The organism is Meridianimarinicoccus sp. MJW13 (genome assembly GCF_014901205.1).
Classification (GTDB): domain Bacteria; phylum Pseudomonadota; class Alphaproteobacteria; order Rhodobacterales; family Rhodobacteraceae; genus Meridianimarinicoccus.
In genome coordinates this window covers 437890-464269 of sequence record NZ_JACNMU010000003.1, presented here as the reverse complement: position 1 = coordinate 464269, position 26380 = coordinate 437890, and the positions used below count along the sequence as shown (strand labels likewise).

23 protein-coding genes are annotated in these 26380 nt (G+C 65.3%); 10 read left to right on the top strand and 13 right to left on the bottom strand.

The window, feature by feature from the left end:
- Window positions 1-60: 60 nt before the first annotated feature.
- On the bottom strand, window positions 61-1980 hold the full coding sequence (locus H8B03_RS07870; RefSeq protein WP_193141163.1) for a hypothetical protein: 1920 nt from the start codon (window positions 1978-1980) through the stop codon (window positions 61-63).
- 122 nt (window positions 1981-2102) lie between these two features.
- Between H8B03_RS07870 and H8B03_RS07865 the strand changes: the two genes are divergently transcribed.
- On the top strand, window positions 2103-2798 hold the full coding sequence (locus tag H8B03_RS07865) for an SIMPL domain-containing protein (protein ID WP_193141162.1): 696 nt from the start codon (window positions 2103-2105) through the stop codon (window positions 2796-2798).
- Between the two features lie 6 nt (window positions 2799-2804).
- On the opposite strand, the gene H8B03_RS07860 is transcribed toward H8B03_RS07865, so the two are convergent.
- A complete protein-coding gene (locus tag H8B03_RS07860; RefSeq protein ID WP_193141161.1) occupies window positions 2805-4097 on the bottom strand; it encodes an O-acetylhomoserine aminocarboxypropyltransferase/cysteine synthase family protein in 1293 nt (430 codons plus the stop codon).
- Window positions 4098-4174: 77 nt separating this feature from the next.
- Between H8B03_RS07860 and H8B03_RS07855 the strand changes: the two genes are divergently transcribed.
- From H8B03_RS07855 to H8B03_RS07830, 6 genes are all read left to right on the top strand, one after another.
- On the top strand, window positions 4175-4588 hold the full coding sequence (locus tag H8B03_RS07855) for a VOC family protein (protein ID WP_193141160.1): 414 nt from the start codon (window positions 4175-4177) through the stop codon (window positions 4586-4588).
- 121 nt (window positions 4589-4709) lie between these two features.
- Window positions 4710-5882 (top strand): substrate-binding domain-containing protein, encoded by a 1173-nt coding sequence (locus tag H8B03_RS07850; protein WP_193141159.1) that lies wholly within the window; start codon window positions 4710-4712, stop codon window positions 5880-5882.
- Window positions 5883-5941: 59 nt separating this feature from the next.
- On the top strand, window positions 5942-6706 hold the full coding sequence (locus H8B03_RS07845) for an ABC transporter ATP-binding protein (RefSeq protein WP_193141158.1): 765 nt from the start codon (window positions 5942-5944) through the stop codon (window positions 6704-6706).
- Window positions 6707-7472: 766 nt separating this feature from the next.
- Window positions 7473-8225, top strand: coding sequence for an ABC transporter ATP-binding protein (locus H8B03_RS18980; RefSeq protein WP_394355452.1), 753 nt, complete (start codon window positions 7473-7475; stop codon window positions 8223-8225).
- Entirely contained in the window at window positions 8222-9352 is a 1131-nt protein-coding gene (locus H8B03_RS07835; protein WP_226925767.1) for a branched-chain amino acid ABC transporter permease, read from the top strand. The genes H8B03_RS18980 and H8B03_RS07835 overlap by 4 nt, the downstream gene beginning before the upstream one ends.
- The gene (locus H8B03_RS07830) at window positions 9349-10476 is read left to right on the top strand and encodes a branched-chain amino acid ABC transporter permease (RefSeq protein WP_193141157.1); all 1128 of its coding nucleotides are present in this window, start codon (window positions 9349-9351) and stop codon (window positions 10474-10476) included. The genes H8B03_RS07835 and H8B03_RS07830 overlap by 4 nt, the downstream gene beginning before the upstream one ends.
- A 153-nt stretch (window positions 10477-10629) precedes the next feature.
- Here H8B03_RS07830 and H8B03_RS07825 read toward each other — a convergent pair whose 3' ends face one another.
- The 8 genes from H8B03_RS07825 to acs form a co-directional block, all read right to left on the bottom strand.
- Window positions 10630-12729 (bottom strand): exonuclease domain-containing protein, encoded by a 2100-nt coding sequence (locus tag H8B03_RS07825; protein ID WP_193141156.1) that lies wholly within the window; start codon window positions 12727-12729, stop codon window positions 10630-10632.
- A gap of 3 nt (window positions 12730-12732) precedes the next feature.
- Entirely contained in the window at window positions 12733-13128 is a 396-nt protein-coding gene (locus tag H8B03_RS07820) for a two-component system response regulator (RefSeq protein WP_193141155.1), read from the bottom strand.
- Window positions 13125-13655: a hypothetical protein gene (locus H8B03_RS07815; protein ID WP_193141154.1), complete on the bottom strand. Its 531-nt coding sequence runs from the start codon at window positions 13653-13655 to the stop codon at window positions 13125-13127. The genes H8B03_RS07820 and H8B03_RS07815 overlap by 4 nt, the downstream gene beginning before the upstream one ends.
- Window positions 13656-13694: 39 nt before the next feature.
- Complete coding sequence (locus tag H8B03_RS07810) at window positions 13695-15521, bottom strand: DUF294 nucleotidyltransferase-like domain-containing protein (protein ID WP_193141153.1); 1827 nt, start codon at window positions 15519-15521, stop codon at window positions 13695-13697.
- A gap of 104 nt (window positions 15522-15625) precedes the next feature.
- Window positions 15626-17410, bottom strand: coding sequence for a sodium:solute symporter family protein (locus tag H8B03_RS07805; RefSeq protein ID WP_193141152.1), 1785 nt, complete (start codon window positions 17408-17410; stop codon window positions 15626-15628).
- 13 nt (window positions 17411-17423) lie between these two features.
- The gene (locus tag H8B03_RS07800) at window positions 17424-17681 is read right to left on the bottom strand and encodes a DUF4212 domain-containing protein (RefSeq protein WP_193141151.1); all 258 of its coding nucleotides are present in this window, start codon (window positions 17679-17681) and stop codon (window positions 17424-17426) included.
- 124 nt (window positions 17682-17805) lie between these two features.
- Window positions 17806-18495, bottom strand: coding sequence for an adenylate kinase (locus H8B03_RS07795; RefSeq protein ID WP_193141150.1), 690 nt, complete (start codon window positions 18493-18495; stop codon window positions 17806-17808).
- Window positions 18496-18498: 3 nt separating this feature from the next.
- Entirely contained in the window at window positions 18499-20463 is a 1965-nt protein-coding gene (gene acs, locus H8B03_RS07790; protein WP_193141149.1) for an acetate--CoA ligase, read from the bottom strand.
- A gap of 534 nt (window positions 20464-20997) precedes the next feature.
- Between acs and H8B03_RS07785 the strand changes: the two genes are divergently transcribed.
- Window positions 20998-21780 (top strand): hypothetical protein, encoded by a 783-nt coding sequence (locus H8B03_RS07785; protein WP_193141148.1) that lies wholly within the window; start codon window positions 20998-21000, stop codon window positions 21778-21780.
- A gap of 4 nt (window positions 21781-21784) precedes the next feature.
- Here H8B03_RS07785 and H8B03_RS07780 read toward each other — a convergent pair whose 3' ends face one another.
- Window positions 21785-23065: a cytochrome-c peroxidase gene (locus H8B03_RS07780; protein ID WP_193141147.1), complete on the bottom strand. Its 1281-nt coding sequence runs from the start codon at window positions 23063-23065 to the stop codon at window positions 21785-21787.
- 24 nt (window positions 23066-23089) lie between these two features.
- Here H8B03_RS07780 and H8B03_RS07775 point away from each other — a divergent pair, with 24 nt between their 5' ends.
- Window positions 23090-23581: a tetratricopeptide repeat protein gene (locus H8B03_RS07775; RefSeq protein WP_193141146.1), complete on the top strand. Its 492-nt coding sequence runs from the start codon at window positions 23090-23092 to the stop codon at window positions 23579-23581.
- A 176-nt stretch (window positions 23582-23757) separates the two neighbouring features.
- Window positions 23758-24453 (top strand): hypothetical protein, encoded by a 696-nt coding sequence (locus H8B03_RS07770; protein WP_193141145.1) that lies wholly within the window; start codon window positions 23758-23760, stop codon window positions 24451-24453.
- Window positions 24454-24548: 95 nt separating this feature from the next.
- Here H8B03_RS07770 and H8B03_RS07765 read toward each other — a convergent pair whose 3' ends face one another.
- Together H8B03_RS07765 and dctP are read right to left on the bottom strand one after the other, a co-directional pair.
- The gene (locus H8B03_RS07765) at window positions 24549-25154 is read right to left on the bottom strand and encodes a VPLPA-CTERM sorting domain-containing protein (protein WP_193141144.1); all 606 of its coding nucleotides are present in this window, start codon (window positions 25152-25154) and stop codon (window positions 24549-24551) included.
- A gap of 150 nt (window positions 25155-25304) precedes the next feature.
- Window positions 25305-26360 carry a TRAP transporter substrate-binding protein DctP gene (dctP, locus tag H8B03_RS07760; RefSeq protein WP_193141143.1) on the bottom strand — a complete coding sequence of 352 codons (1056 nt, stop codon included), beginning with the start codon at window positions 26358-26360 and terminating at the stop codon, window positions 25305-25307.
- Window positions 26361-26380 lie beyond the last annotated feature (20 nt).

Sequence of the window (26380 nt, the reverse complement as noted above, 5' to 3'; positions counted from 1 at the left end):
CCACTGGTCATTGCGCAGATGCGGCCATCCCACGCGCTTGTGACCGCGCCGGGCGCAATCCTAGCCGCGCGGCATGGTCAGGGTCACGTTGCGCCCGCCCTTCACATAGCTCAGCCGGCCCTCCTTGATGGCCGACACCTTGCCGCCGTCGATGCGATCGCCGACCTCGACATTGACGACCCGTCCCGACGCCAGGCGCACCAGGGCGCGCGGCGATCGGCTGGATCCGAAAGTGCCCAGCAGATTGATCTCGTTCAGGTCGATCCCGCTGCCACGGGTGGCCTGTTTCGCCACCTTTTTCGGCGAGGCCGCCGTGGCGGTCTCGACCTGATCCTGCCGGATCACCTGCGGCGCGGGCTTGGCGACGCTGGCGGCGGCGAAACGTTGCGCGGCTTGTGGCGAGCGCGCCTTGGGGCGCGGGGCCTGGCTGACGGCCTGCGCGGTGGCCGGCGCGTCGCGCACTGCGTCTTGTGCCGAAGCAGGGCGCGGTACCGGGCGGTAAAGCGCCAGTTCGGTCTTGGTCTTGCCGCCAAGGGCGGCGCGCTCGAACTTCTCGTCCAGACCCTGCGGGCGCGCGCGCGGCGCGACGTTCCTGAGCGGATGATCCTCGGCCAGACCGGCGCGGGTCAGCACGATGGTGACCGCGACGGGCTCTTCACGTTCCGGGCGCGGGCGGGCCTCGCCGGGCGGCTGGCCTTCGAACACCAGTACGCCGTCGGGGGTCGGGGTGCCATCGGCGCTGGGGCGGACCAGCCCGCGGTCGTCCACCACGAAGATCTGAGCGGCGGCCCCCGGCGGCTGGGGCGAAGCGGGCAGGCTGTCGGCGCGCCAGGTGGTCAGATCGGCCAGTGCCAGCGCATCGGTGCGAAAACTGGGATCCAGCCCCGGCATTGCAAGGTCCAGTAGATCCTGTTCGTCCAGCGGCTGGGTCAGGATCGGCGCCGGGCTGTAGAAGACCGTCAGATCCTCGGGCAACGGCGGCGGCTGATCGGCGGTGCGTGTCGCCTCGACCGGATCGGCGGCGGCGGTGATGCTCTCGCCGCTTTCGTCTTCATCCGCCGCGATTTCGGCCACGATGGGCTCATCCGGCTCTGCGGCGATGATCTGGGCCGGGGATTCGGGTGCGGGCCCCTTGGCCATATCGTCGACGGGCCACAGCGCGGCCACAGACAGACCGGCAACCAGCACCAGGGTCAGCGCGGCAGCAATGCGCAGGCGTGGACCAGGGGTCAGCCGGTGGCGCAGGCTGCGGGCGGCCACGGCGCGCTTGATGCGGGGTGGCGGATCCTCGGCCTCGATCTCGTCAAGGGTGCGCAGATTTTCGGGATCGCGGCGGGCGACCTCATCGGCGCGGATGCGGGCCGGGGTGAGCGCGGCCACAGGCGGCGGTGACGGGACGGACGCAACTGGCGGCTCGACAGGCTGCTCGGTCACGCCGGGCGCGGTCTCGGGATCGGGCAGGGGCGGCCAGGGTTGGGCGCCGTCCGGGGGACGCAATCCGCCAAGGTCGGGCTGATCGGGGAACTGGCCGGGTTCGGGGCGCGCGGTGAAGGCCGACGGCGCGGCACCGCAAGCCTGCAGGAAGGTCGTGGCTTCCTCGACCACCACGCGCGGTGCGGCGGCGATCAGGAACCAGCCGCCCTGCAAGTCCCAGTCCAGCGCCATGGCGTCGGTCAGATGCGGATGCTTTGCACACAGAACCGCGATCAGCCGGGCCGTGGGATCTTCGGCAGTCTCGCCGATCTCCTGCATCGACAGCGCGGCATAGGTCATCTGGTCGGGGGGCAGCGCCACCAGCAGATCCAGGGCGTCCAGGGGCGTGTCCAGATGCCCCGCGCCCAGACGCAACAGTGCCGACAGCCGGTTTTGCAGCCCGTCGCCGGCCAGCGGCGTACGGCCCAGCCGTGCCCAGCCCCGGCCCTGGGGAACCAGGAGCGTTGCCCACTCTTCCGAGAGGTCGAGAGCACATCGTTGCGTCATTTGCCTGTCCGGACTGCCTTGCCGCTGCATAGCGCGGTTTGTTTTCCAGAATGCTACCATATCTGGAAAGGCAGGACAGGCCCTACCGGACCTGAAAACACCCTCAACCAAAGGAAAACCGCATGACCAGACCGCTGATCCCACTTCTTCTGAGCGCGATGCTGATGGCCGGGGCCGCCGGTGCCGACACGCCGCAGCGCAGCATCACCGTGACCGGGGAAGGCCGCGTGGCCGCGGCCCCCGACATGGCGCGCTTGCAGGCCGGCGCGGTGGCGCGCGCCGACACCGCCGAGGGCGCGCTGGCGGCCATGTCGGACATGATGGCGGCGGTGCTGGCGGCGCTGAAGGCCGAAGGCATCGCGCCCGAGAAGATCCAGACCCAGTCGCTGGGCTTGATGCCGCTGCGGCCCAACCGCAATGACCCTGGCGTCGATCCGCTGGCGGTGATCGGATTCGAGGCACGCAGCGAGGTGGCGGTCGAACTGGTCGATCTGGCGCGGGTGGGGCCGGTCATCGACACGCTGGTCAAGGCCGGGGCCAATGACATCTCGCGGTTGACCTTCGACATCGCCGATCCCGCCGGGTTGCGCGATGCGGCGCGCAAGGCGGCGGTGGCCGATGCGCTGGCCTCGGCCAAGCTTTACGCGGACGCGGCCGGGGTCGAACTGGGCAAAGTGCTGAGCCTGAGCGAACAGGGCGGCGGGATGCCCCGGCCCGAAATGGCGGGCCGGGCGCTGATGGCCGATGCGGCGGTGCCGGTGGCCGAGGGCGAACTGCAGGTCACCGCGCGGGTGACGCTGGTCATCGCCCTCGACTGAGACCGATCAGCTGGTGGCCTTGGCCAGGGCCTGGTCAAGGTCGTGGATCAGGTCCTCGGCGTCTTCGATGCCGATGGACAGACGCACCACATTGGGGGCCGCGCCGGCGGCCTCCTGCTGCTCGGGCGTCAACTGCCGGTGCGTGGTCGAGGCCGAATGGATCACCAGCGACCGGGTGTCGCCAAGGTTGGCCACATGGCTGAAGATCTCGACACTGTCGACGAATTTCACGCAGGCCTCGTAGCCACCCTTGATGGCGAAGGTGAACAGCGCCCCCGCGCCCTTGGGATACAGCGCCTGAACCCGGTCGTAATAGGGCGACGAGGGCAACCCGGCGTAAGTGACGAAATCGACGCGGTCGTCATCTTCCAGCCAGTTGGCGATGACCTGCGCGTTTTCCACGTGGCGCTGCATCCGCAACGACAGGGTCTCGATCCCCATCAGCGTGTAATGCGCTGCCTGCGGGTTCATGGTCATGCCCAGATCGCGCAGACCCACGGCGATGGAGTGGAAGGTGAAAGCCATCGGGCCAAGGGCTTCGTGGAACTTCAAGCCGTGGTAGGCGGGCTCGGGCGCGCTGAGCGAGGGGAACTTGTCGCTGGCCGACCAGTCGAACTTGCCGCTGTCCACGACGCAGCCGCCGGTGACGGTGCCGTTGCCGGTCAGGTACTTGGTGGTCGAATGCACCACCAGGTCGGCGCCATGTTCGATCGGGCGGCACAGGTAGGGCGTGGCCGAGGTGTTGTCGACGATCAGCGGCACGCCGCCGTCATGGGCGATGCCCGCGATGGTCAGCAGGTCGGTCACGTAGCCGCCCGGATTGGCGATGGATTCGCAGAACACCGCGCGGGTGTCGTCGTCGATGGCCGCTTTCACCGCCTCCACATCGTCGAAATCGACGAATTTGGCCGACCAGCCGAAACGCTTGATGGTCTGGCTGAACTGGGTGATCGTGCCGCCGTACAGACGGGTCGAGGCGACCACGTTCTTGCCCGGTCCCATCAGCGGGAACAGCGCCATGATCTGCGCCGCATGGCCCGACGAACAGCACACCGCTCCGGCGCCGCCTTCCAGCGTGGCGATGCGTTCGGCCAGCACCGCAACCGTGGGGTTGGTCAGGCGCGAATAGATGTAGCCGACCTCTTGCAGGTTGAACAACGCTGCGGCGTGATCGGCATCGCGGAACACATAGGCCGTGGTCTGGTAGATCGGTGTCTGCCGGGCGCCGGTGGCCGGATCGGGGCTGGCGCCTGCGTGGATCTGCAGCGTGTCGAAACCTAGTTTTGCCGTGTCGGACATTGCTCTCTCCCTGTGGTGTCGCCAAAGTAGCAGTAAGTGAAGGTTTTCGCGCCGACAAGCAGCCATAGGAGTCCGCAATGCCCATGCCCTTTCACCTGGCCATCAATGTGGCCGATCTGGATGACGCCCGCGCCTTCTATGGCGGGCTGCTGGGGGCCGAAGAGGGGCGCAGCACCGACACCTGGGTGGATTTCAATTTCTTCGGCCATCAGTTGTCGCTGCATCTTGGTCCGATTCTGGAAACCCGCAACACCGGCAAGGTGGGCGACCACATGGTGCCGATGCCGCATTTCGGCGTGGTTCTGGCGATGGCCGACTGGGAGGCGCTGGCCGCGCGGCTGACCGAGGCCGGGATCGACTTCGTGCTGCCGCCGTCGCGCCGGTTCGAAGGCCAGCCCGGCGCGCAAAGCACCATGTTCTTCCGCGACCCCTGCGGCAATCCCATCGAGGTGAAGGGTTTTGCCGACACCGACGGGATTTTCGCCAGCTGACCGCATTCGCGCGCCGTCCCGTTAAGCCCCGTCCCGTCAAACGGGTTGATCGGGGCGTTGCGCTTGCCTAGGCTTCCCGGAAATGCACCGGCATTTGGGCCGGTATTCAGGGAGTTGGACCATGAAATTCACCCGCTTTGGCGCGGTTGCCCTGTCGGCGCTGCTGGCCGTGCCTGCCGCCGCCGACATCACCATCGCCCATGTCTACGGCAAGACCGGCCCGTTCGAGGCCTATGCCAAGCAGTCCCATGCGGGCCTGATGATGGGTCTGGAATACGCCACCGGCGGCACCATGGAAATCGACGGCGAGAAGATCGTGGTGATCGAGAAGGACACCCAGTTGAAGCCCGACATCGGTCGGGCGCTGCTGGAAGAAGCCTATGGCGATGACGAGGTCGATCTGGCGGTCGGCCCGGTCAGTTCCGGCGTGGCGCTGGCGATGCTGCCGGTGGCCGAGGAATACGAGAAGATCCTGATCGTCGAGCCAGCGGTGGCCGACAGCATCACCGGGGCCAACTGGAATCGCTACATCTTCCGCACCTCGCGCAACTCCAGCCAGGATGCCATCGCCAATGCCGTGGCGCTGGGGGGCGAGAGGGTGAGCGTGGCGACGCTGGCGCAGGACTATGCCTTTGGCCGCGACGGCGTGGCCGCCTTCGAGGAGGCACTGACCGGCACCGGCGCGGCGCTGGTCCACAAGGAATTCGTGCCGACGGACACCACCGATTTCACCGCCGCCGCCGAGCGGATCTTCAACGCCATGAAGGACGTGGACGGCGAGAAAAAGCTGTTCATCATCTGGGCCGGAGGCGGCAACCCGATGAGCAAGATCAACGCGATGGAGCCGTCGCGCTTCGGCATCGACATCGCCACGGGCGGCAACATCCTGGCGGCGCTGAAGGCCTATAAGGAACTGCCGGGCATGGAAGGCGCGACCTATTACTACTATGAAATCCCGCAGAACCCGGTGAACGACTGGCTGGTGACCGAACATATCAGCCGCTACGACAGCCCGCCGGATTTCTTCACCGCGGGCGGCATGAGCGCCGGCATCGCCGTGGTCGAGGCGATCAAGGCCGCAGGCTCTACCGACACCGAGGAACTGATCGCCGCCATGGAAGGCATGTCGTGGGAAACCCCCAAGGGCACGATGACCTTCCGCGCCGAGGATCATCAGGCGCTGCAGTCCATGTATCATTTCAAGATCAAGGTGGACGAGAACGTGGAATGGGGTATTCCTGAACTGGTACGTGAGCTTACGATCGACGACATGCCGATCCCGGTTCGCAATTGACAGGTAGCGCGCCCTGCCTTGTGCAACGGCGGGGCGCTGCGGACGGGTGAGTGACGGCAATGGCCGATATGGTATTGGAGACCCGTGACCTGACCGTCCAGTTTGGCGGTCACGTGGCGGTAGACGGGATCAGCACAGGCTTTCGGGCAGGCGAGCTGACCGCGATCGTCGGACCCAACGGGGCCGGAAAGACCACCTATTTCAACCTGATCTCGGGACAGATCGCGGCCACGCGCGGGCGCGTTCTGCTGGAGGGGCGCAACATCAGCCGCAAGCCCGCCTCGACGCGCACGCGCATGGGACTGGGGCGCGGCTTTCAACTGACCAACCTGTTTCCCGACCTGACGGTCTATGAAAACGTCCGTCTGGTGGTGCAGGCGCATCAGCGCAAAGGCGGACGCTTGCTGCGGCTGGCCGACAGTGACGATCACATGCGCGACATGACGCATCAGGCGCTGGACCAGGTACAGATGCGCGTGCAGGCCGACAAGCCGGTCAGCGAACTGCCGCACGGCGACCAGCGCAAGCTTGAGGTGGCGATGCTGATCGCCATGGATCCCAAGGTCTACATGTTCGACGAACCCACCGCGGGCATGTCGCCCGATGATGCGCCGGTGGTGCTGGACCTGATCGGGCGGCTGTCGCAGGACCGCAGCAAGTGCATCCTGCTGGTGGAACACAAGATGGATGTCATCAGTGCGCTGGCGGATCGGATCATCGTGCTGCACAACGGCGCGCTTGTGGCCGATGGCGCCCCGCGGGACGTGATGGCCTCGGCCATCGTGCAGGAAGCCTATATGGGACGGGCACAGGCCAATGTCTGACGACGAAGACAAGATCAACCTGCGGGTCGACCGCCTGGCCGCCGCCATGGACGCTGCTCGCGCCCGCGCCCGTGGCGAACAGCCCGCCGAAGCGCCCAAGCCCAGGGCCGAAGCGCCGCCTCCGGTGAGCGAGGAATTCGCACCGCCCGAACCCGGTGCCTCGCTGCAAGAGGCCGGCCGACTGGCCGCCCGGCCCTTTGGCGCCGCTGGGGAAGAGCCCGCCCCGGTTGCGCCCGCTCCCGAGCCTGCGCCCGAGGATGTGCGGGAAGAGGCATGGCCCGACATGGACCCTGTTGCCGAGGTTGCGCCGGAGCCAGAGCCCGCATCTTGGTCAGACCCCGCGTTTGAACCGGATCCCGAACCGGGCCCGGAGGCAGATCCGGAACCCGATCCCGACCCGTTCCAGGCACGGGACGGTTTCGCGCCCGAAGTGCAGGACGGCGACGTCGCAGATGCCCCGGCTGAGGACGAGGTTCCCGCCGAACCGGACTTCCTTGAACATCAGGACGCGGAGGAAGACTGGAGCGAGGATGCGCCCCACGCCATCGACGCGCCTGCCATTGACGATGACGCCATCCCCGCGGAAACCGGCCCCCTTGTCCTGAGCGAATATCACCAGGTCGAGGACCAGGACGACGGCGTGGACCCTGGTTCCGCCGCCGTCGACGATCAGCCGATCCACATCCGGGTGGAACCGCCGGTCACCTATTGGGAGGACCCGGAGGATCCGGGCGTGACGCTGGTCCCCCCGCTGCCCGAGACGCCGCTGCCCGTGACCCCGTCCATTCTGGCCCCGCGCGGCCCGGCCCTGCTGCGCCTGTCCGGGGTGCACACGGATATCGGCCGCTATCACATCCTGCACGGGGTCGATCTTGAGGTGCCCACCGGCGGCGTCACCATGCTGCTGGGCCGCAACGGCGCCGGAAAGACCACGACGCTGCGCACCATCATGGGGCTGTGGCGCGCCCGCGCCGGCACGATCACCCTTGGCGGGCAGGAAATTCAGGGCCAGCGGCCGCACCGGATTGCGCGGGCGGGCATCGGTTTCGTGCCCGAGGACATGGGCATCTTCGCGGATCTGACAGTGGCGGAGAACATGGCGCTGGCCGCCCGCAGCGGCCGGATCAGCCGCGACCGGCTGGACTGGATCTTCCGTGTATTCCCGGCGCTGGATCAATTCTGGCGGGCGCGGGCCGGCACCCTGTCGGGCGGCCAGAAACAGATGCTGTCGGTGGCCCGCGCGGTGATCGAGAAACGCCGCCTGTACCTGATCGACGAACCCACCAAGGGTCTTGCCCCGGCCATCGTCACTTCGCTGGCGGGCGCGCTGAAGGATCTGAAATCGCAGGGCGCCTCGATCCTGATGGTGGAACAGAATTTCGCCGTGGCCGCTGAACTGGGCGACACCGCGGCGGTGATGGAAGACGGCCGCATCGTCTGGGCGGGGGAGATGGCGGAACTTGCCGGATCGCCCGACCTGCAGGCGCGCTACCTTGGACTGAACGTGGAGGCCCTATGAGCAGCAGCACCCCCGACGTGGGCGCGATCCACGCCACCACGCCCCGCCGGATCGGCGGACGCCGCTTTCCGGCGCTGGTGCCGCTTCTGCTGGTGCCGGGGCTGGTGATCCTTGGCCTTGTGGCCATGGCGCTGCAGGCCAGCCTGCCCGAGGGCGCCGGGTGGGCAGCGCTGCTGGACCCGGCCACATGGTCGGGCCTGCCCATGGCCGCCATCGCGATCCAGCCCAGTTGGCTGACCCTGACGGTGTCGGGACTGGCGATGGGGATGATGATCTTCCTGATGGCCTCGGGGCTGACGCTGGTCTTCGGGCTGATGGATGTGATCAACTTCGGCCATGGGGCCTTCATCTCGGTCGGCGCCTTCGTCGGGGCCAGCGTGCTGTTCGCCTATGCCAGTTGGGTCGGCGCGCCGGATCTCGGGCTGAACCTGGCCGCCGTGGCCCTGGCGGTGCTGGCGGCGATGGCCGCCACCGGGGCCATGGGGCTGGTGTTCGAACGGGTGATCGTGCGCCCGGTCTATGGCGCGCATCTGAAACAGATCCTTGTGACCATGGGCGGGCTGATCATCGCCGAGCAGTTGATCCACGTGATCTGGGGCCCGGACGAGATATTCCTCAGCCGCCCCGAGACCCTGAAGGGCGCGCTGACGTGGCAGGGCGCGGCGCTGGAGAAATACCGCCTGCTGGCGGTGGCCGTGGGGCTGGTGGTCTTTGCGCTGATGGGGCTGGTGCTGCGCTTCAGCCGCATCGGGCTGATCGTACGCGCCGGGGTGCAGAACGGTGAAATGGTCGAAGCGATGGGCTATCGCCTGAGCCGCATCTTCGTGCTGGTCTTCGTCGCGGGTTCGGCACTGGCCGGGTTGGGCGGCGTCATGTGGGCCATGTACCAGGAGGTCGTCACCGCCCAGATGGGCGCCGAACTGATGGTTCTGGTGTTCATCGTGGTGATCATCGGCGGGCTGGGATCGGTCGAGGGCTGTTTCATCGGCGCGCTGCTGGTGGGGCTGACCCAGAACTACACCGCCTTTCTGGAACCGAAGATGGCGCTGGTGTCCAACATCGGCCTGATGGTGCTGATCCTGATGTGGCGGCCGCAGGGCATGTTGCCGGTGGTGAGGGCGAAATGATGGTCAAGTTGCTGTCCGGTGACAAACCCGGTTCTGTCCTCTTGTCGCTGATATTGCTGGGGATATTCCTGTCCCTGGCCTTTGCGCCCTTCCTGTTCGAAGGCACCCGCGCGCTGGATACGGCGGCGCGGATCTGTGTCTTCATCGTGCTGGTGGCCAGCTACGATCTGCTGCTGGGCTATACCGGCGTGGTCAGTTTCGCCCATACGATCTTCTTCGGCTTCGGAGCCTACGGCGTGGCGCTGGCGTCGATTCACATGGGCCGCAGCTTCGAGGCACTGGCGATGGGCGCCGGGGCCGGGGCGCTGGGGGCGGCACTGCTGGCGGCGGTGATCGGGCTGTTTTCGCTACGGGTGCGGGCGATCTTCTTTGCCATGATTACACTGGCGGTGGCTTCGGCGGTGGCGGTGCTGGTCTCGCAGCTTTCGGTTCTGACCGGGGGCGAGGACGGGCTGACCTATCGCATCCCGCGCGAACTGACGGCGGCGGTGACCTATGGACAGGCGCCGGAATGGCGCATTGCGCTGCCCGAAGCGGTGGCGCCCGGAACCGAGGAGGGACCGGCGATGCTGACCCTCGGTGGCGACCGGATCAGCGGCAAGATCGCCAACTACTACCTTGTTTTTGCAGGCTCCCTGATCCTTGTTCTACTGATGCTTCGGATCGTGAACTCGCCCTTCGGACGGGTTCTGCAGGCGATCCGCGAGAATGATTTCCGGGCCGAGGCCATCGGCTATCGGGTGGTCAGCTACCGCATCGGGGTGACGGTTCTGTCGGCGGTGTTCGCGGCGCTGGCGGGGTCGCTGTTCGCGATCTGGCTGCGCTATGTGGGGCCGGACACGGTGTTGAGCTTCGAGATCATGATCGACATCCTGCTGATGGTGGTGATCGGCGGCATGGGCACGATCTATGGCGCGGTGATCGGCGCGGTGGTGCTGATGCTGGCACAGAATTACCTGAAAGACCTGATGGCGGGCGCGGCCACCGGGCTGGCGGATGTGCCCTATGCGGCGGACCTGCTGAACCCGGATCGCTGGCTGTTGTGGCTGGGGGTGCTGTTCGTGCTCAGCGTCTATTTCTTCCCCACAGGGGTGGTCGGGCGGCTGCGCGGCAAGCGCGGCTGAGGGCCGAAAACCGGGGCTGGAAAGCGTCTGGAAAAGGTATGGCTGGTGTATGGCTGCGGGGCTGGCCCGCAGCCCACCGCCGCCGACCGGGATCGGCACGAAAAAGGGCGGCCCTGAGGCCGCCCCGTTTGTGTCCGTACCACTGATGTCCGCTCAGCCGACGCGGGCCTTCATCTCGCGCATCAGGCGGGCGTTCTTGGTCATCGCGGCGACCACGTCGTCATAGGTGGTCATGCCTTGCGCTTCCAGCATCGCCAGCATCCGCTGGAACACCTCGGCGGTGGCCACGGTGTCGCCATAGGCGGTGTGGCGGACCTCGGCCGGGATCACCACGCCGAAGCGGTCGGCCAGCGCATCCAGCGTGTGCTCTTCGTTCTGGCCGAACAGGATCGCCGACAGCAGCACCGTGTCGAGCACCGGGTGATCGAACGGCGCACCGATGATGTCGGCATGGCGATGGAAGAAGGCCATGTCGAAGGGCGCGTTGTGGGCGACCAGCACGGCGTTCTCGCAGAAGCGGTGAAACTGCGCCCCGGCCTCCTTGATGGTCGGCATGCCTTGCACCATGTCCTCGGTAATGCCGTGAATCTCGGTGGATTTGGGCGGGATCGAACGTTTGGGATCGACCAGCTGATCCAGCACCTCGCCATCCACGCGCTTGCCATTCAGCAGACGCACGGCGGCGATCTGCACGATCTCGTCGCCGCCCTTGGGATCGAGCCCGGTGGTTTCGGTGTCAAAGACCACATAGGTCAGTTCCGACAGCTTCTTGCCGGTCACCGCGCCGTCGCGGACCTGGGTCAGCAGATCGAAGTCAAAGACCGTGGGCCGCCCGTAGCCGGGTTTCAGCGATCCCAGCGCCTCGACCGCGCGCGCCTCGGCGATGGGCAGCACCAAAGCGGCTTGCCCCGTGTCCGTGGTTTCGGGCCAGATGTCGGCGTTGTGGTGGTCCAGGATCTCCTGCCCGGTGATCTCGAAGGGACCGTCTTCCAGCGGCGCATCCAGAACCTCGCGCAGCGCCGGGATCGGCAGCGCGTCGCCATCCCAATGCAGCGAGATCAAGGCGCCGGGGCCCTCCATCTCGACGGTCAGCGACAGCGCCTTTGCCAGATGCAGTTCGGTGATCTTTTCGATCAGCGAGGCCAGAAGGCCGGACAGGGCCAGGCCGTCGCAACGCAGGCTGATGTGGGGGCTGGGCGCGTCCAGCGGCAGCGCGTCGGGGCCAAGATGGCCGCGGATCGCGTCGATCATCTGCGAGGCACGCACGTCCTGCATCGGCCACCAGGTGTCCTGATTGGCATCGTGGCGTTCGGCCAGCGTGTTGACGACCTCGACCAGGCCTGCGGCTTCGGCTTTCAGCGCCTCGCCGTGATCGGCAAAACCGCCGACCGGATCGTTGATCAGGTCCAGCACCGCCTGCAGGCGCGCGGCGGGCAGGCGCACCGAGTCGATGGTTTCGGTCAGCAGACGTTCACGTTCGCTGTGCAGCTTCATGTCCTTGGACACGTCGCGCAGGGTCAGCACATAGCCGGGCTTTTCCCCCATTCCCAGCGCCCCGCTGACCAGCCGCATATGCGCCGCGATGGTGCGGCCACAGCCAACGGTCGAGACCAGCACATCCCGGTGCCGTTCGCCGCGTTCGGCCTTCAGCAGTGTTTCATAGGTGCGCCGGATCGGACGTTCGTGCAGCAGGTCGAAGATCATCCGGTCCAGCCGGGGCCGCCCGGTGTCTTGCAGAAGATCCACCGAAGTCGGGTTGTAGAACACGATCTGGTGGCTGGGGGAACACAGGATCAGCCCCATGTCCACATCCGACAGCAGCGCGGTCAGCTGCGCGGTCTGTTCCTTCAGCCGGCCGGTCTGCTCGGCCACGGTTTCCTCAAGCTCGGTGCGGGCCGAGGACAGGGTCCTGGTCAATTCGCCGGCGGCGGGGGCCAGATCGCCCAGGTATTTGGCCGGTGCGGCGTCCAGATCGCGGGAGATATCCGCATGGGCGCGGGCGCGCAGTTCGGCCGACAGACGTTCGATGGCGCGGGCGACGTTTTCGTCAAACAGGTACCAGATTCCGGCGACAAGGGCGGCGGTCAGGAACCCGGCCATGATGCCGCCGGTGGTCAGGGCGGCCATAGGGTGCGCCGGATCCATGCGGGAGGCGGCGAAGGCGAGGCTGCCGGCCAGAATGGCCAGTGATCCGCAGCCCAGGAAGGCGAAGAACAGGAATATTCTCAGCCGTAGCGACAGGGAGTGGAACATCGGTCAGGCCTCCAGCAGCCGTCCGACCTCGATGCGCAGCGACGACATGGGGAAGGGCATGGACAGGAAGCCGTCGGCACCCATGGCACGGGCCCGGCGCTTGTCGATGGCGCGGCCCGAATTCTGCAGCACCAGCAGGCGGGCATGATCCAGATCGCGGTTTTGCCGGATCGCCTGTGCGACGCCGAAGGCCGACATGTCGCTGGTCCGGGTTTCCAGCACGATCACATCGGGGCAGCATTCGCACAGCCTTGGCACAGCGCTGGTGGCGCAGGGGGCGCGGGTCATGGCGCAGCCGTCGCGGCTGAGGCTTTGCGCGATGGCATCGCCCAGCGTGTCATCCAGCCCCAGCAGGGCCACGCGGGCCTCGTGTCCATTGCATGTCAATGTCCTTGTCATCCCAATACCTCCTCCTCACAGGTCTTGAGCAGAACCGGATCTTCCGGTTCCAGCGGAATCCACGCGCTTTCCTCCACATTGCCGTTGGCATCCATGGCGACCCCCTCCATGAGGTCGGCACGGCGGTTGTTGGCGCAGTCGATGACAACCCGGATCTGCCGGACCGGCGCCCAGCGTCCGAAGAAAAACAGGTCAACCATGCGTTGGCCGGGCAGGTCGTCGTTGGTGCGGATGGTTTCCAGATCCACGGCAACGAAGCGATCCACCTGCGGCGAGACATAGGTCCAGGGCTTGTAGAACGCAGAGGTTTCATGCGCCCAGGCGACGACGATCTCTTCGGGCAGGGTGGTCGTGGTGCGGTCGTACCAGGTGTATTCCGACCAGACCGAAAACCCGATCATGGCCAGACCCGCCCCGGCCGGCAGAAACCAGCGCGGCAGCCGTTTGCCGACGAGCAGATTCACCAGCAGGATCACCCCTGCCGCGCCAAGGCCGATCGCGAACGTCGCGAAGAGTTCTAGAAACATGTATCCTCCCAGGGTGGTCCGCAGCGGCGGACCGAAGTGTTAACCGATCATGCCGCGTCCATGTCCAAGAGCCGATTGCAGCGTCTTTACCACGACGAAAGCGTCGCGAAGATGACTTCGCTCAAAGTCGGACAATTCTGTCGGTGAAAGAAAGTTGTCAGGGGCCGCGCCGTGGCGCACCAGCTTGGCCTGATGGTCCAGACGGGTCTGGGCGATCAGGTCATAGGCATCCATCAGGTCGCTGCCGCCGGACTTCGACAGCACGCCCTTGGCCTCGGCCTCGACCAGGCGGGCGCGGGTGTTGGCGGCGGTCAATTCGCCCTGGATCGCATAGATCCGGGCAAGGTCGACGATCGGCACAACGCCGTTGTGCTTGAGGTCGATGCGGTTCTTGTGCTCGCCCGAGCGGATGGTGGCAAAGCCGCGCAGCAGTCCCAGCGGCGGCGTGTGCTTGAGCGAGTTCGCGATCATGTGCGACACGAAGATCGAATTGGCCGAGGCCTTGGCCAGAACCTCGCGCTGAAGCCCGTCGAACAGGCTGGCGTCGCCGCCGATCACCCGCAGGTCGAACATCACCGAGGCCAGCATCTGCGCCTCGGGGCTGGGCTTGACGATCCAGCCTTCGAAATAGCTGCGCCAGACCCGCACCGGCTGACGCCAGCGGGTCGCCGTCGCCATCATGTCGCCGGGGCAATAGACATAGCCGCAGGTGTTCAGCCCGTCACAGACGAATTTCGCCAGCTTCTCGAAATAGGGCATGTCCTCGGCGGTGACCCGATCGTCGAGAAACAGGCAGTTGTCCTGATCCGACACGCCGGTCTGTTCGCGGCGGCCCTGGCTGCCACAGGCAAGCCAGCAATAGGGCACCGGGGGCGGGCCGAACTTGGCTTCGGCCAGCGTCAGCAGGCGGCGGGTGACGGCATCGGCGATGTCGGTGATAAGCCGGGTGACGACCTCGTGCGGGTTGCCGGACCCCACCAGTTGCACCAGCAACTGCGGGATCTGCTTGGTGACCTTGGCCAGCGCGGCCGGGGTGCGCCCATAGGCGATGTCCGAAACGAATTGCGCCGAGGTGACCGCCTGCAGGCGGGTCAGGTCGGTCTGGGTGACCATGCCGAGGATCTTGTCGCCCTCGGCAATGGGCAGATGACCGATATGGCGTTCGTGCATCACGTGCAGCACGTCCGAGGCCAGCGCGTCTGGGGGCAGGGTGATCGGCTGCGGTGTCATGATCCGCGACACATCCAGCGCGGAATCGATGCCTTCGGCCACGACCCGATGCGACAGGTCGGTGGTGGTGACGATGCCCTTCAGGACGCCATCCTCGACCACGGCCAGGCTTGAGATGTTCTTTTCACGCATCTGCCGCGCGGCCTCGCGGATCGAGGTCGTAGGCGGGCACGACACGGGCGGACCGGTCAGCAGGTTCGACACCTGCGTGGTGGCCAGCGACAGGGTGTTGGGCTTGTCGCCCGAGGTGCCGCGATCGAAGAATCTTGCAAAGGCGGGCTGCGTGTCCAGCAGGCGGGTGACCTCGGTCACCGGCAGGATCAGCAGGGAAACATCGGTGGCGGCGAGGGCGTTGGTGACGGCGGTGCCGTCCCGGAACAGGCCGCGTTCGCCGAAACTGTTGCGCGGACCCAGCAGCGAAAGCTGGCCGCCCTGGGTATCGTGGATCTCGACCGAGCCGTCTAGGATGACATAGAGGCCCGGGAGCTTGTCGCCGATGGAATAGATCGTATCGCCCTTGGCGCGCGCGTCGACGGTGAAGGCGTCGGCAACCCGGTTCAGGTCTTCGGGGGGGAGGGCGTCATAGGGGTGCAGGGCGGAAAGAAACGTGCGCACTGCTTCGGTGGTGACTTCCATCGAAAGCTCCTTTGGGGAAGAAGCCGGGCGCAGCCTGTGCCGCGCCCAGCGATGGCTGCGGCCGGGGCGCGAAGGGCGCCCCGGCGGATCTTTTCAGGACCAGATCAGTGGTCGATGGCAGCAGCGCCGGCACCTTTCGGGACGCGGATGCTTTCCACCAGATCCTGGATCTCCTGCGGCGGCTCTTCCGTGGCGTTCGACACGAAGTAGGCGACCACGAAGTTCACCAGGGCACCGATCGAACCGATCGCGGTGGACTGGATGCCCAGCAGCGACCCCTGGATGGTGTCAGGGAACTGGTTGGTCCCTGCGATGAAGAACCAGCCCTTGTGCATGAAGATGTAGACCAGCGTGAACAGCAGACCCGACACCATGCCGGCAACAGCACCCTTGTTGTTGATGCGCTTCACGAAGATGCCCATCATCAGCGCCGGGAAGATCGACGCGGCAGCCAGACCGAAGGCAAGAGCCACGGTTTGAGCAGCGAAGCCCGGAGGGTTGAGGCCGAGGTAGGTTGCGACACCAATGGCAACCGCCATCGAGATACGCGCCCAGAGCAGTTCGCCTTTTTCCGAGATGCCGGGGTTCAGCTGACCCTTGATCAGGTCGTGCGACACCGAGGACGAGATCGCGAGCAGCAGGCCGGCAGCGGTCGACAGCGCGGCGGCAAGACCACCGGCGGCGACGATTGCCAGAACCCAACCGGGCAGCTGTGCGATTTCAGGGTTGGCCAGAACGATGATGTCCCGGTTCACCGTCAGCTCGGAGCCTTTCCAACCGCGCGGCGTGGCCACATCGGCGTCGAAGGTGGAGTTGGCGTCGTTGTACCACTGGATGCGGCCGTCACCGTTCTTGTCTTCGAACTTCAGCAGGCCGGTCTTTTCCCAGTTGGTCATCCAGTCGGGACGGCTTGCGTATTCGATCGGCTCTTCGGCAACACCGTTCGGATAGATGGTGTCGACCAGGTTCAGACGTGCCATGGCGCCAACAGCCGGAGCCGTCAGGTACAGCAGGGCGATGAAGACCAGGGCCCAGCCTGCCGACCAGCGGGCGTCAGCCACGCGGGGAACGGTGAAGAAGCGGATGATGACGTGGGGCAGACCCGCGGTACCGATCATCAGCGAGAAGGTGAAGAGCACCATGTTGATGACCGAAGACGGCGTGCCGTCCTGCGCGGTGTAGTCCGCAAAGCCCAGATCGGTGACCACCTGGTTCAGGCGCGTCAGCAGCGGCTCGCCCGAGGCGACGTCGTTGCCGAACAGGCCGATGCCGGGGATGGCGTGGCCGGTCAGCTGCAGCGAGATGAAGACCGCCGGGATGGTGTAGGCGGTGATCAGAACGCAGTACTGAGCCACCTGCGTGTAGGTGACGCCCTTCATGCCGCCGAGAACGGCGTAGGCAAACACGATGGCGGCGCCGATCAGCAGGCCGGTGGTGTTGTCCAGTTCCAGGAAGCGCGAGAAGGCAACGCCAACACCGGTCATCTGACCGATCACATAGGTGATCGAGGCAGTGATCAGGCAGACCACGGCCACCAGGCGCGCGGTCGGGCTGTAGAAACGGTCGCCAATGAATTCCGGCACGGTGAACTTGCCGAACTTGCGCAGGTAGGGCGCGAGCAGCAGGGCCAGAAGCACGTAACCACCGGTCCAGCCCATCAGGTAGGACGAGGTTGCATAGCCGCCAAAGGCGATCAGGCCGGCCATCGAGATGAACGAAGCGGCAGACATCCAGTCAGCGCCTGTGGCCATCCCGTTGACAACCGGGTGCACACCGCGACCGGCTGCATAGAATTCCGAGGTCGAGCCCGCACGGGCCCAGATTGCAATGCCGATGTAGAGCGCGAACGTCGCGCCGACCACCAGCAAGTTGAGGGTAAACTGATCCATCGTTCCCTGTCCCTTACTCTTCGACGCCGTGCTCTGCGTCGAGCTTGTTTACGCGCCATGCGTAGAAGAAAATGATGGCAAGAAATACCAGGATGGAGCCCTGCTGGGCGAACCAGAAGCCCAGGTCGGTGCCACCCACCGGAATACCCTTGAGGAGCGGGCGCAGCAGGATGCCGAACCCGAAGGAAACGAGGGCCCAAATGGCGAGGCAAACCTTGATGATATTCAGGTTCGCTTGCCAGTAGGCGTTGTTGGACGAATTATCCGCCATAGCGGTCTCTCCCTTTAAGACATGCTTTCCCGGAGCCCGGAACAGTGCGTTCCAAAATCCAATGATGAAAGCGGTTGCTCTGCCGACCCCCCCCCAAGTCCCACCGGGGGGAGCCGGCTCTCCCTTATGCCGAAGCGGCTTCCACGATGCGACCGAGGCCCTGCGCGATCGCGCTGATGTCGCCCATGGCGTCAACGCGTTGCAGGACACCCTTGGCGTCGTAGTAGTCGATCAGCGGCGCCGTTTGCGCGTGGTAGGCTTCAAGCCTGGACCGCACGGTTTCGGCATTGTCGTCGGCCCGGCGCTTGAACTCCGTGCCTCCGCATTTGTCGCAGGTCCCGTCAACGGCGGGCTGCTTGAAGCTGTCATGGTAGCCTTCGCCACATTTGGCGCAGGTGTAGCGGCCCGAAACCCGCTCGACCATGGCTTCGTCCTCAACGTCCAGCGAGATCGCGGCGTTGATCTTCTGTCCGGTTTCTTCCAGCAGCGCGTCCAAGCTTTCGGCCTGGCCGGTGGTGCGGGGGAAGCCGTCCAGAATGACACCCTTCTGGGTGTCATCCTCGGCCAGGCGATCCTTCAGGATGGCCAGAACGATCTCGTCGGAGACGAGCTTGCCCGCCTCCATCACCGCCTTGGCGGTCTTGCCGGCATCGGTGCCCGCGGCAACCGCCGCGCGCAGCAGATCGCCGGTGGACAGCTGGACGAGGCCGAATTTCTCTTCCAGCATGCGGGCCTGGGTGCCCTTCCCGGCGCCCGGAGGGCCGAGAAGGATGAGGACTGCGGGTGTCGTGGTCACGATGTCTGCTCCGTCCATGACTTATTTTTTGTTCATGCGGTTTTCGATGAGATCATCGACCACCGCCGGTTCGGCCAGCGTCGAAGTATCGCCGAGCGCCCCGAAATCGTCTTCCGCGATCTTGCGCAGGATGCGGCGCATGATCTTGCCCGAACGGGTCTTGGGCAGGCCGGGCGCCCACTGGATCAGATCCGGTGCGGCGATCGGGCCGATCTCGGTGCGGACCCAGGTGCGCAGTTCCTTGCGCAGCTCCTCGGTCGGCTCGACGCCGTTCATCAGGGTGACATAGCAGTAGATGCCCTGGCCCTTGATGTCGTGCGGATAGCCCACCACGGCGGCCTCGGCGACCTTGGCATGTGCCACCAGCGCGCTTTCGACCTCGGCGGTGCCCATGCGGTGACCGGACACGTTGATCACGTCATCGACGCGGCCGGTGATCCAATAGTCGCCATCGGCATCGCGGCGGCAGCCGTCACCGGTGAAGTAGTAGCCCTTGTAGTCCGAGAAATAGGTCTTCTCGAAACGTTCGTGATCGCCATAGACGGTGCGCATCTGACCGGGCCAGCTGGCCTTGATGCAAAGCACGCCTTCGGCCGGGCTTTCGTGGATTTCCTCGCCCGACTGCGGGTCCAGAACCACCGGCTCGACGCCGAAGAAGGGCTTCATGGCCGATCCGGGCTTCAGCGCATGGGCGCCGGGCAACGGGGTCAGCAGGTGACCGCCGGTTTCGGTCTGCCACCAGGTGTCGACGATCGGGCATTTGCCCTTGCCGACATTGTCGTTGTACCAGTTCCAGGCTTCCGGGTTGATCGGCTCGCCCACGGTGCCGAGGATGCGCAGGCTGGAAAGGTCGGCTTTCTCGACGAACTCGGTGCCCTTGCCCATCAGCGCGCGGATGGCGGTCGGCGCGGTGTAGAACTGGTTGACCTTGTGCTTTTCGCAGACTTCCCAGAAGCGCGAGGCGTCGGGGTAGGTCGGCACGCCTTCGAACATCACCGTGGTGGCGCCATTGGCGAGCGGGCCGTAGACGATGTAGCTGTGGCCGGTGACCCAGCCCACATCCGCGGTGCACCAGAAGACATCGCCTTCCTTGTAGTCGAAGACGTACTTGTGGGTCATGGCGGCATACAGAAGGTAGCCGCCCGAGCTGTGCACGACGCCCTTGGGCTGGCCGGTCGAGCCAGATGTGTAAAGCACGAACAGCGGATCTTCGGCGTTCACTTCCACGGCACGGCTGTGATCGTCGGCTTCGGCGTGCAGTTCCGAATAGTCGTAGTCGCGGCCATCAACCCAGGTTGTCTGGCCACCGGTGCGCTTGACCACCAGGCATTTGACCGTGTCCTTGCAGTGCAGCAGGGCGGCGTCGGCGTTCGACTTCAGCGGGGTCTGGCGACCGCCGCGCGGGGCGTAGTCGGCGGTGATCACGACCTTGGCGTCGGCGCCGTTCACACGGGCGGCCAGGGCATCCGGCGAGAAGCCGGCGAAAACGATCGAGTGGATGGCCCCGATCCGGGCGCAGGCCAGCATGGCGTAAGCGGCTTCCGGGATCATCGGCAGATACAGGACGACGCGATCGCCCTTGCGGACGCCAAGGCCCTCAAGGATGTTGGCCATCTTGCAGACTTCGGTGTGCAGCGCCTTGTAGGTGATGTGCTGCGCCGGCTCTTCGGGGTTGTCGGGTTCGAAGATGATGGCGGTCTGGTCACCACGGGTTTCAAGGTGGCGATCCACGCAGTTGGCGCAGACGTTCAGGGTGCCGTCCTCGAACCACTTGATAGACACCTTGCCGAAGTCAAAGGTTGTGTCCTTGACCTTGGTATACGGCTTGATCCAGTCCAGCTGCTTGCCGTGCTCGCCCCAGAAGACCTCGGGGTCGGAAATCGACTCCGCGTACATACGATTGTAGGTTTCGGCATCAATATGCGCGTTTGCGGCGATCTCAGCGCTCGGCGGATAGGTTGCTGTGTCCTGACTTTGACCCGTCATCGGAGTCCTCCCGTCATTAGTCAACTTCGCGTTCAGTCATGCGCCCGCAGCAATGCGGATATGAGCACATGTCCCGACTGTCCCGTAGTCACTTTATCACCTTTTGAAAACACCAGAATAAGTCGTAGATATTCCACGCCTTTTTTGTCAACGATTTTGCCGCTTTCATCGAAAAGCTGTAAAGTCGTTCACGGTTAGGAATTTCGCAAGGATTTCGGGCTGTTGCTCATCCGCGCCTGGTCTGCTGCGCTTTGTCAGTAAACAGGAATCTGTAATACACGTCATCCGCAGTGTGGTGTGACAAAATCTCCAGCGCTCTTGAAGCGCCCCTCGGCTGTGTCCCTGCCACCGACCAAAGGTTAGTTGCGCCGCATGATTCTGCCGGCGCAATTTTGTTACACCAACCGCGCCAGCAGCGCATAAAAAAACACATTCTCAAATGCACGTTTACGAAGTCGTTGCATGGCCCCTATGGTGCACCCGGAAGTTGAGTGGCGCGGCTGATCCGTGCCCATTGTCCAAGGAAAGTTCCCGATGAAACCTGTTGTTGTCCTGCTGGCCGCCCTGTGCGCGACCACCTCTGCCCAGGCGGGCACGCGCGATTGCGTGCACACTCATGATGTGGATTGGAATATCACACTCGATCCCGATACCAATTATGGCAGCGCGCTGACGCCTCAGAAGCACACGCCCAACGGCCAGACCGACAAGAATGGTCGCCCGCAGTATGATCTTGCGTCGCCGATCAACTTCGAAGCAAAGACCTATAGTGTGCTCAGCGATTTCGCCGATCCGGGGCTGGACAATGTCTGCAAGGAGCGCGGACGCAAGCCGCCCGAGGAGATGAAGGTCTTTGCCCGGCTGGTGCGCTATTACGGCGTCGATGTGGGCTATGCTGCGGGCGACAGCAAATACAGCAAGGCAGGCAAGCTGACGGCCACGGTCAATGGCGAGACGCGCAGCAAGATCGGTCGCGTCGGGTCGCCGGGCAGCAGTTTCGACCATGACTCGGGGGGCATCAACGGCGGCAAGGTGGCGGTTGGTGGTACATTTGACGTGAGCGCGGTGCTGGAGCTGCTGAACTGGAACGGCGGCAACGGCGCGATCCAGCACTATTTCACCCTGTCGCCCGAGCTGCGGGGGCGGACCAGCGGGACGGTGCGCTACTATACCGATATCGCGGCGGGATCGTCGGCTCTGGCCCCGGCGTCCGGCAACGGAAGCACAGCGGTGCCCCTGCCGGCAGGAGGCGCGTTGATGATCGGCGGGTTGTTGGCGCTGGCCGGTGTGCGGAAGCGGCGGCGCGGGCGCGGCTGACGGCTCAATCCACCGGCAGACCGCTGGGCACGGCATCGGGCCGGCCCAGCGGATGCTGCCCGGCGGTGGTGCCGGTCAACGCGTGCAGGAAGGCCAGCAGGGCATCGACCTCGGCCCCGGTCAGATTGACCGGGGCGATGTCGCGCCGCGCCGCCTGGCGGGCCAGTTCCGCGCGATCCTGCCAGACGATGAAATCGGTGGCGGCCAGCCAGGGCGCCTCGGGCAGACCCGCCATTTGCGGCGTCCAGCGGACCAGCGCCGCGTCTGGATCGAGGTGATGCTCGACAATGCCGCGCAGGGTCGGGTAGGCGCCGTTGTGCCCCCACGGCCCGGTCAGCGCCACGTTGCGCAGCGAGGGCGTGCGGAAGCGGTAGGCATCCTCCAGACGGTCGCTTTCGCCCATCCGCCCGACATCGCGGGCATGCGGATCGAAGGCGCGGGTGCGGCCCGGCCCGAAGGGCGGCAGGCCGATGGCATGAAAATCCTGATCGGTCAGCAACGGGCCGGAATGGCAGCGCGCACATCCGGCCTTGCCATAGAACAACTCCAGCCCGGTCTGTTCCTGGGGGTCCAGGGCGTCGGGATCGCCGGCCAGATAGGCATCGAAGGGGCTGTCGAAACTGCGCCAGTCGGCGTTGATATAGTCACCGATGGCCTCGGCCACCTCGACGATGGTGACCTGCTCGGGGCGGTCGATGGTGTCGAAGGCGGCCACGAAGCCTGCGCCATAGGTAGGCAGGATGCGCACCCGCTTGGCCAGGATCGGCCAGGCCGCGTCGATGCGGTCGTGCACCGCGCCGGCGATCTCGTTCTCTTTCGGATTGCCCGCCATTTCGAATTGCGCCACCAGCGGAAACACCGCCTGCGCCGCGATCAGCGTGTCCAGCCCCGGCGGCAGCCATTCCTGCGCCGGAGAGTTGTAGGCGTTGCCGTAAAGGTTTGACGACTCCAACCGCCCGTCGTGGAACATCACCTTGATGTCGCGGTGCCCGAGGTTCCACAGGCTGGGGGCGTTGCGCGGGATGCGTTTGGCGATGCGATCCGGGCCGCTGCCCGCCGTGCGGTCGGGGCCAAGACCGACGCCGCCTTCGCCGATGCCAAGGCTCAGCCCGTCGCTGCCCGCGTGCTTGGGATGGTGGCAGGTGGCGCAAGCGATGTTGCGGTTGCCCGAAAGGATCTTGTCGAAGAACAGCAACTGGCCCAGTTTCGCCTTGGCGGGATCGAACGGGTGGAAGTCTGCTGCCGTGATCGGTTCCGGCAAGGGAAAGAGGTGCGGCTCGGCCATCGCCGCCAGGGGAAGGAGCAGGAAATGACCCAGAACCACAGCCTTGGGGCCGCCGCGTTTGCGGTGTGTCTGGCGCTGGCCGGACCGGTCCTTGCGGATCTGGAAGAGGCGCGCGACCTGATGGAGGCCGGCGCCTTCGAGGACGCCCGCGCCGCGCTGTGGCCTGCGGCCCGGTCGGGCAATGCCGAGGCCGAAGAGTTGATCGGCGTCATGTATGCCATGGGGCTGGGGGTGGCGCGGGATGACCACCGCGCTTTCGACTGGTATCTGCGGGCGGCGATGAAGGGCCATCCCGGCGCGCAATCGGGCGTCGGCTGGTACTACGAAGTCGGTCGCGGCATGCCCGCCCCCGACCTTGTGCGCGCCTATGCGTGGTACGTGCTGTCCGCCATCGGCGGCGACCCCGACGCGGCGATCAGCCAGGAAGAGGTGGTCAAGAAGATGACGGCAGAGGAAATCGCGCAGGCGCATGTGATGATCGATGATTACCGGGTCTGGATGTATCCGTTCCGCTAGGGGGGACCGCCCGGGCGCTGCTGTCAAGCGCGGCCTTATGCGGGTCGCGTGACCCAAACGCCATTTTCCGCTATGGTTGCAGAATGTCAGGCAGACACGGCCCAGGCGGACCGGGGTTCAACAGCCCCAAGCACCCGTACCGCCGTGTCCCATCCGCACAATCAGGGGGACGTGGGATGCTGAGGATACTACTGCTCGTGGCGCTGCTTTGGCCGGGGGCCGCAATGGCCGTGGTGATGTCCGCCACCGAGATCACGCCGAATACCGATGAGGTCTACAGATCCGCCTTCCAGTTCAGGATCGAGCTGAAAAGCAGCCGCCCGGAGAGACCCTATACCGAAACCGTGCCGTTTACGTTGGGGGGCGGGTACTGGGAAGTGAGAGGGTCCGTAACATTCTCGGGCGATGCCAGCAAGGCCGGGTCCGAAACCATGAGTTTCACGCCCATTTCCTACCAGCACCTGACCCACCCGCATGCAAACGAGGGGATCAGCCTGTACATGTCACCGGCCCTCAGCTTCACCGCGTCGGATTATCTGCGCATCAAGTACGACCAGAACGGGAACAAGGTGCCTCAGCTTGATGGGCGGCGGATCCGGGTCTGGTTGTTCAACGTGGATGAACCGCATGTCTCGGGCGCCGGCGATGGGCCGTCGCCGGGCCACTACGATACGTTCATTGGCAAGTTCGGAACCCATGTGGACACCCATTTGATCGATCCGGACAATGATCGCTACACGATCTTCGAACGGGTCGATATCCGGTTCGAATCCGTCCACCCGGCGCCGGTGCCGCCTGCGGCGTTGGCCCTGGGATCGGGGCTGGCCGGGCTTGTCGGGCTGGGCTGGATGCGGCGCCGGCGGCAGGTCTGATGCCCCGCGCGCCGGTTCCCGAAAAGAAAAGGCAGGCCGTGAGGCCTGCCTGATCGGATCCGTCCGGGGTGAGGAGGGGGCCCCGGCCCAGATCGTCAACTCTTGCGGCGAAAGCGCCGTGCCAGAACCAGCGCGCCAAGCCCGGATGCAATCAACGGCAGCCCTGCGGGCAGCGGGATTGGTGCCGGCGCGGTGCTCGGCGGCAGGCCACCTGCCTTGGTGATGACGTAGCCGACGCCATTGCCGTTCTTGAAATCGGCGTGGAAGAAGTCGATCGCCACGGCCAGCGGGCCAGTGTAGCCGTCCAGCGCGAACGAGATCTTCAGCGGATTGCTGTCGGTCAGGCCGGCGTAGGTGCCCGAGAATTCCAGCGGCCACCAGTCGTTCTTGTTCTTGAACGCCTTGTCCTTGATGCGCAGGTTCAGGCCGCCCCAGTCACCGCCAACATTGGTGAAAGTGAAGTCCAGTGAGGTGGTGCCGTCTTCAAACCCGTCAAAGAACAGGAAATCGCTGTCGCCATTGTTCTTCTGGCCACCAATCACGGTGCCCACGTCCTTGTCGAAAATGGCGGACTGTTTGGGGTTGTTGCCAAACTCGCCCAATACCGCTTCATCCGCGACAACAGTGGCTGCCACGACCGGTGCAGCACCCAGGGTCAGGGCGGAAAAGGCTGCCAGAAATGCCATGCGATTGAAGGTCATCGGTTTCTCCTCGTTCTACTCTTCATATGGGCGCTGCTGAGCATGCGCTCAATGGAGTGAAGGGGAGAATAACGGGGTGTGACGCAGCGTTACGTGCGCGTCAAGCAGGGTCGCGGGCCAACCCGATGCCGGGCTGGCCCGCTGGGGGGATTATTGCAGGTCGGCGCTGCGCGCGGCGTCCAGTTCCGCTTCGGCCTCGGCCACGGCCTCGGTCAGGGCGGTGAAGATCGGCTCGCCCCGTTCCACGTTCTGCTTGAACCAATCGTAGACCGGTGCGGCGGCGTCCTTGAACGCAGCCTTTTCCTCGGGCGTCGGCACATACAGGTCGCCGCCACCGGCAACGAATTCCTCATAGGCGGCGATGGATTTGCGCTTGGGCGAGGCGAAGGTGGCCTGTTGCAGCGCGTAGAACCCATCGACCACGACGCGGCGCAGGTCTTCGGGCATCTCCATGAAGCGGGCGTTGTTCATCCACCACAGGGCGCCCATGTAGGCGTGGCCATCCAGCGTGACGTATTGCAGGCCGGCATCGGGGAACTTCATGCCCATGATGTCGGTGATGCCGTTCTTGGAGCCTTCGACAACGCCGGTCTGGAACGAAGTGAACAGTTCCGGCCACGGGATCGGGGTGGGCGAGGCGCCAAGCGCGCGCACCAGTTCCTGCGGCAGGTCGGCGACCACGGTGCGGATCTTCAGCCCCTCCATGTCGGCCGGGGTCTGCACCCGCCGCTTGGTGTTGGCGAAGTTGCGCCAGCCGCCGGTGTTGCCGATGGTCATCAGGCGGATGGTGCCGCCGGAATCCTCAAGCGCCATGTCGCGCATGGTCCGGGTGAAATCGCCCTGAAGAACAGCTTCGGCGATGCGGTCGTCGGCCATCAGATAGGGCAGGTCCAACACCTGCACATAGGGGAAGATCCCCGCCGCGCCGCCCGAGGTCGAGATGTAGATGTCGATGGAGCCATCGGCGATGCCCTGAAGACATTCCGCGCCTTTCGAGCAAAGCTGCGTGCCGATGAACAGCTCAACCTCGATGGCGCCGTTCGACGCGGCCTCGACATAATTCTTGAACACGACCAGACCGTCATAGTCTTCATCGTTCTCGTTGGAATTCGCGGTGGCGCGCAGCGTGTAGTCTGCCGCCATGGACGCCATCGGCGTGACCGCAAGGGCCGCAGCCAGAAGCGGTTTGGATAGGTTCTTGAGCATGTCTCTCTCCCTGTAGTTGT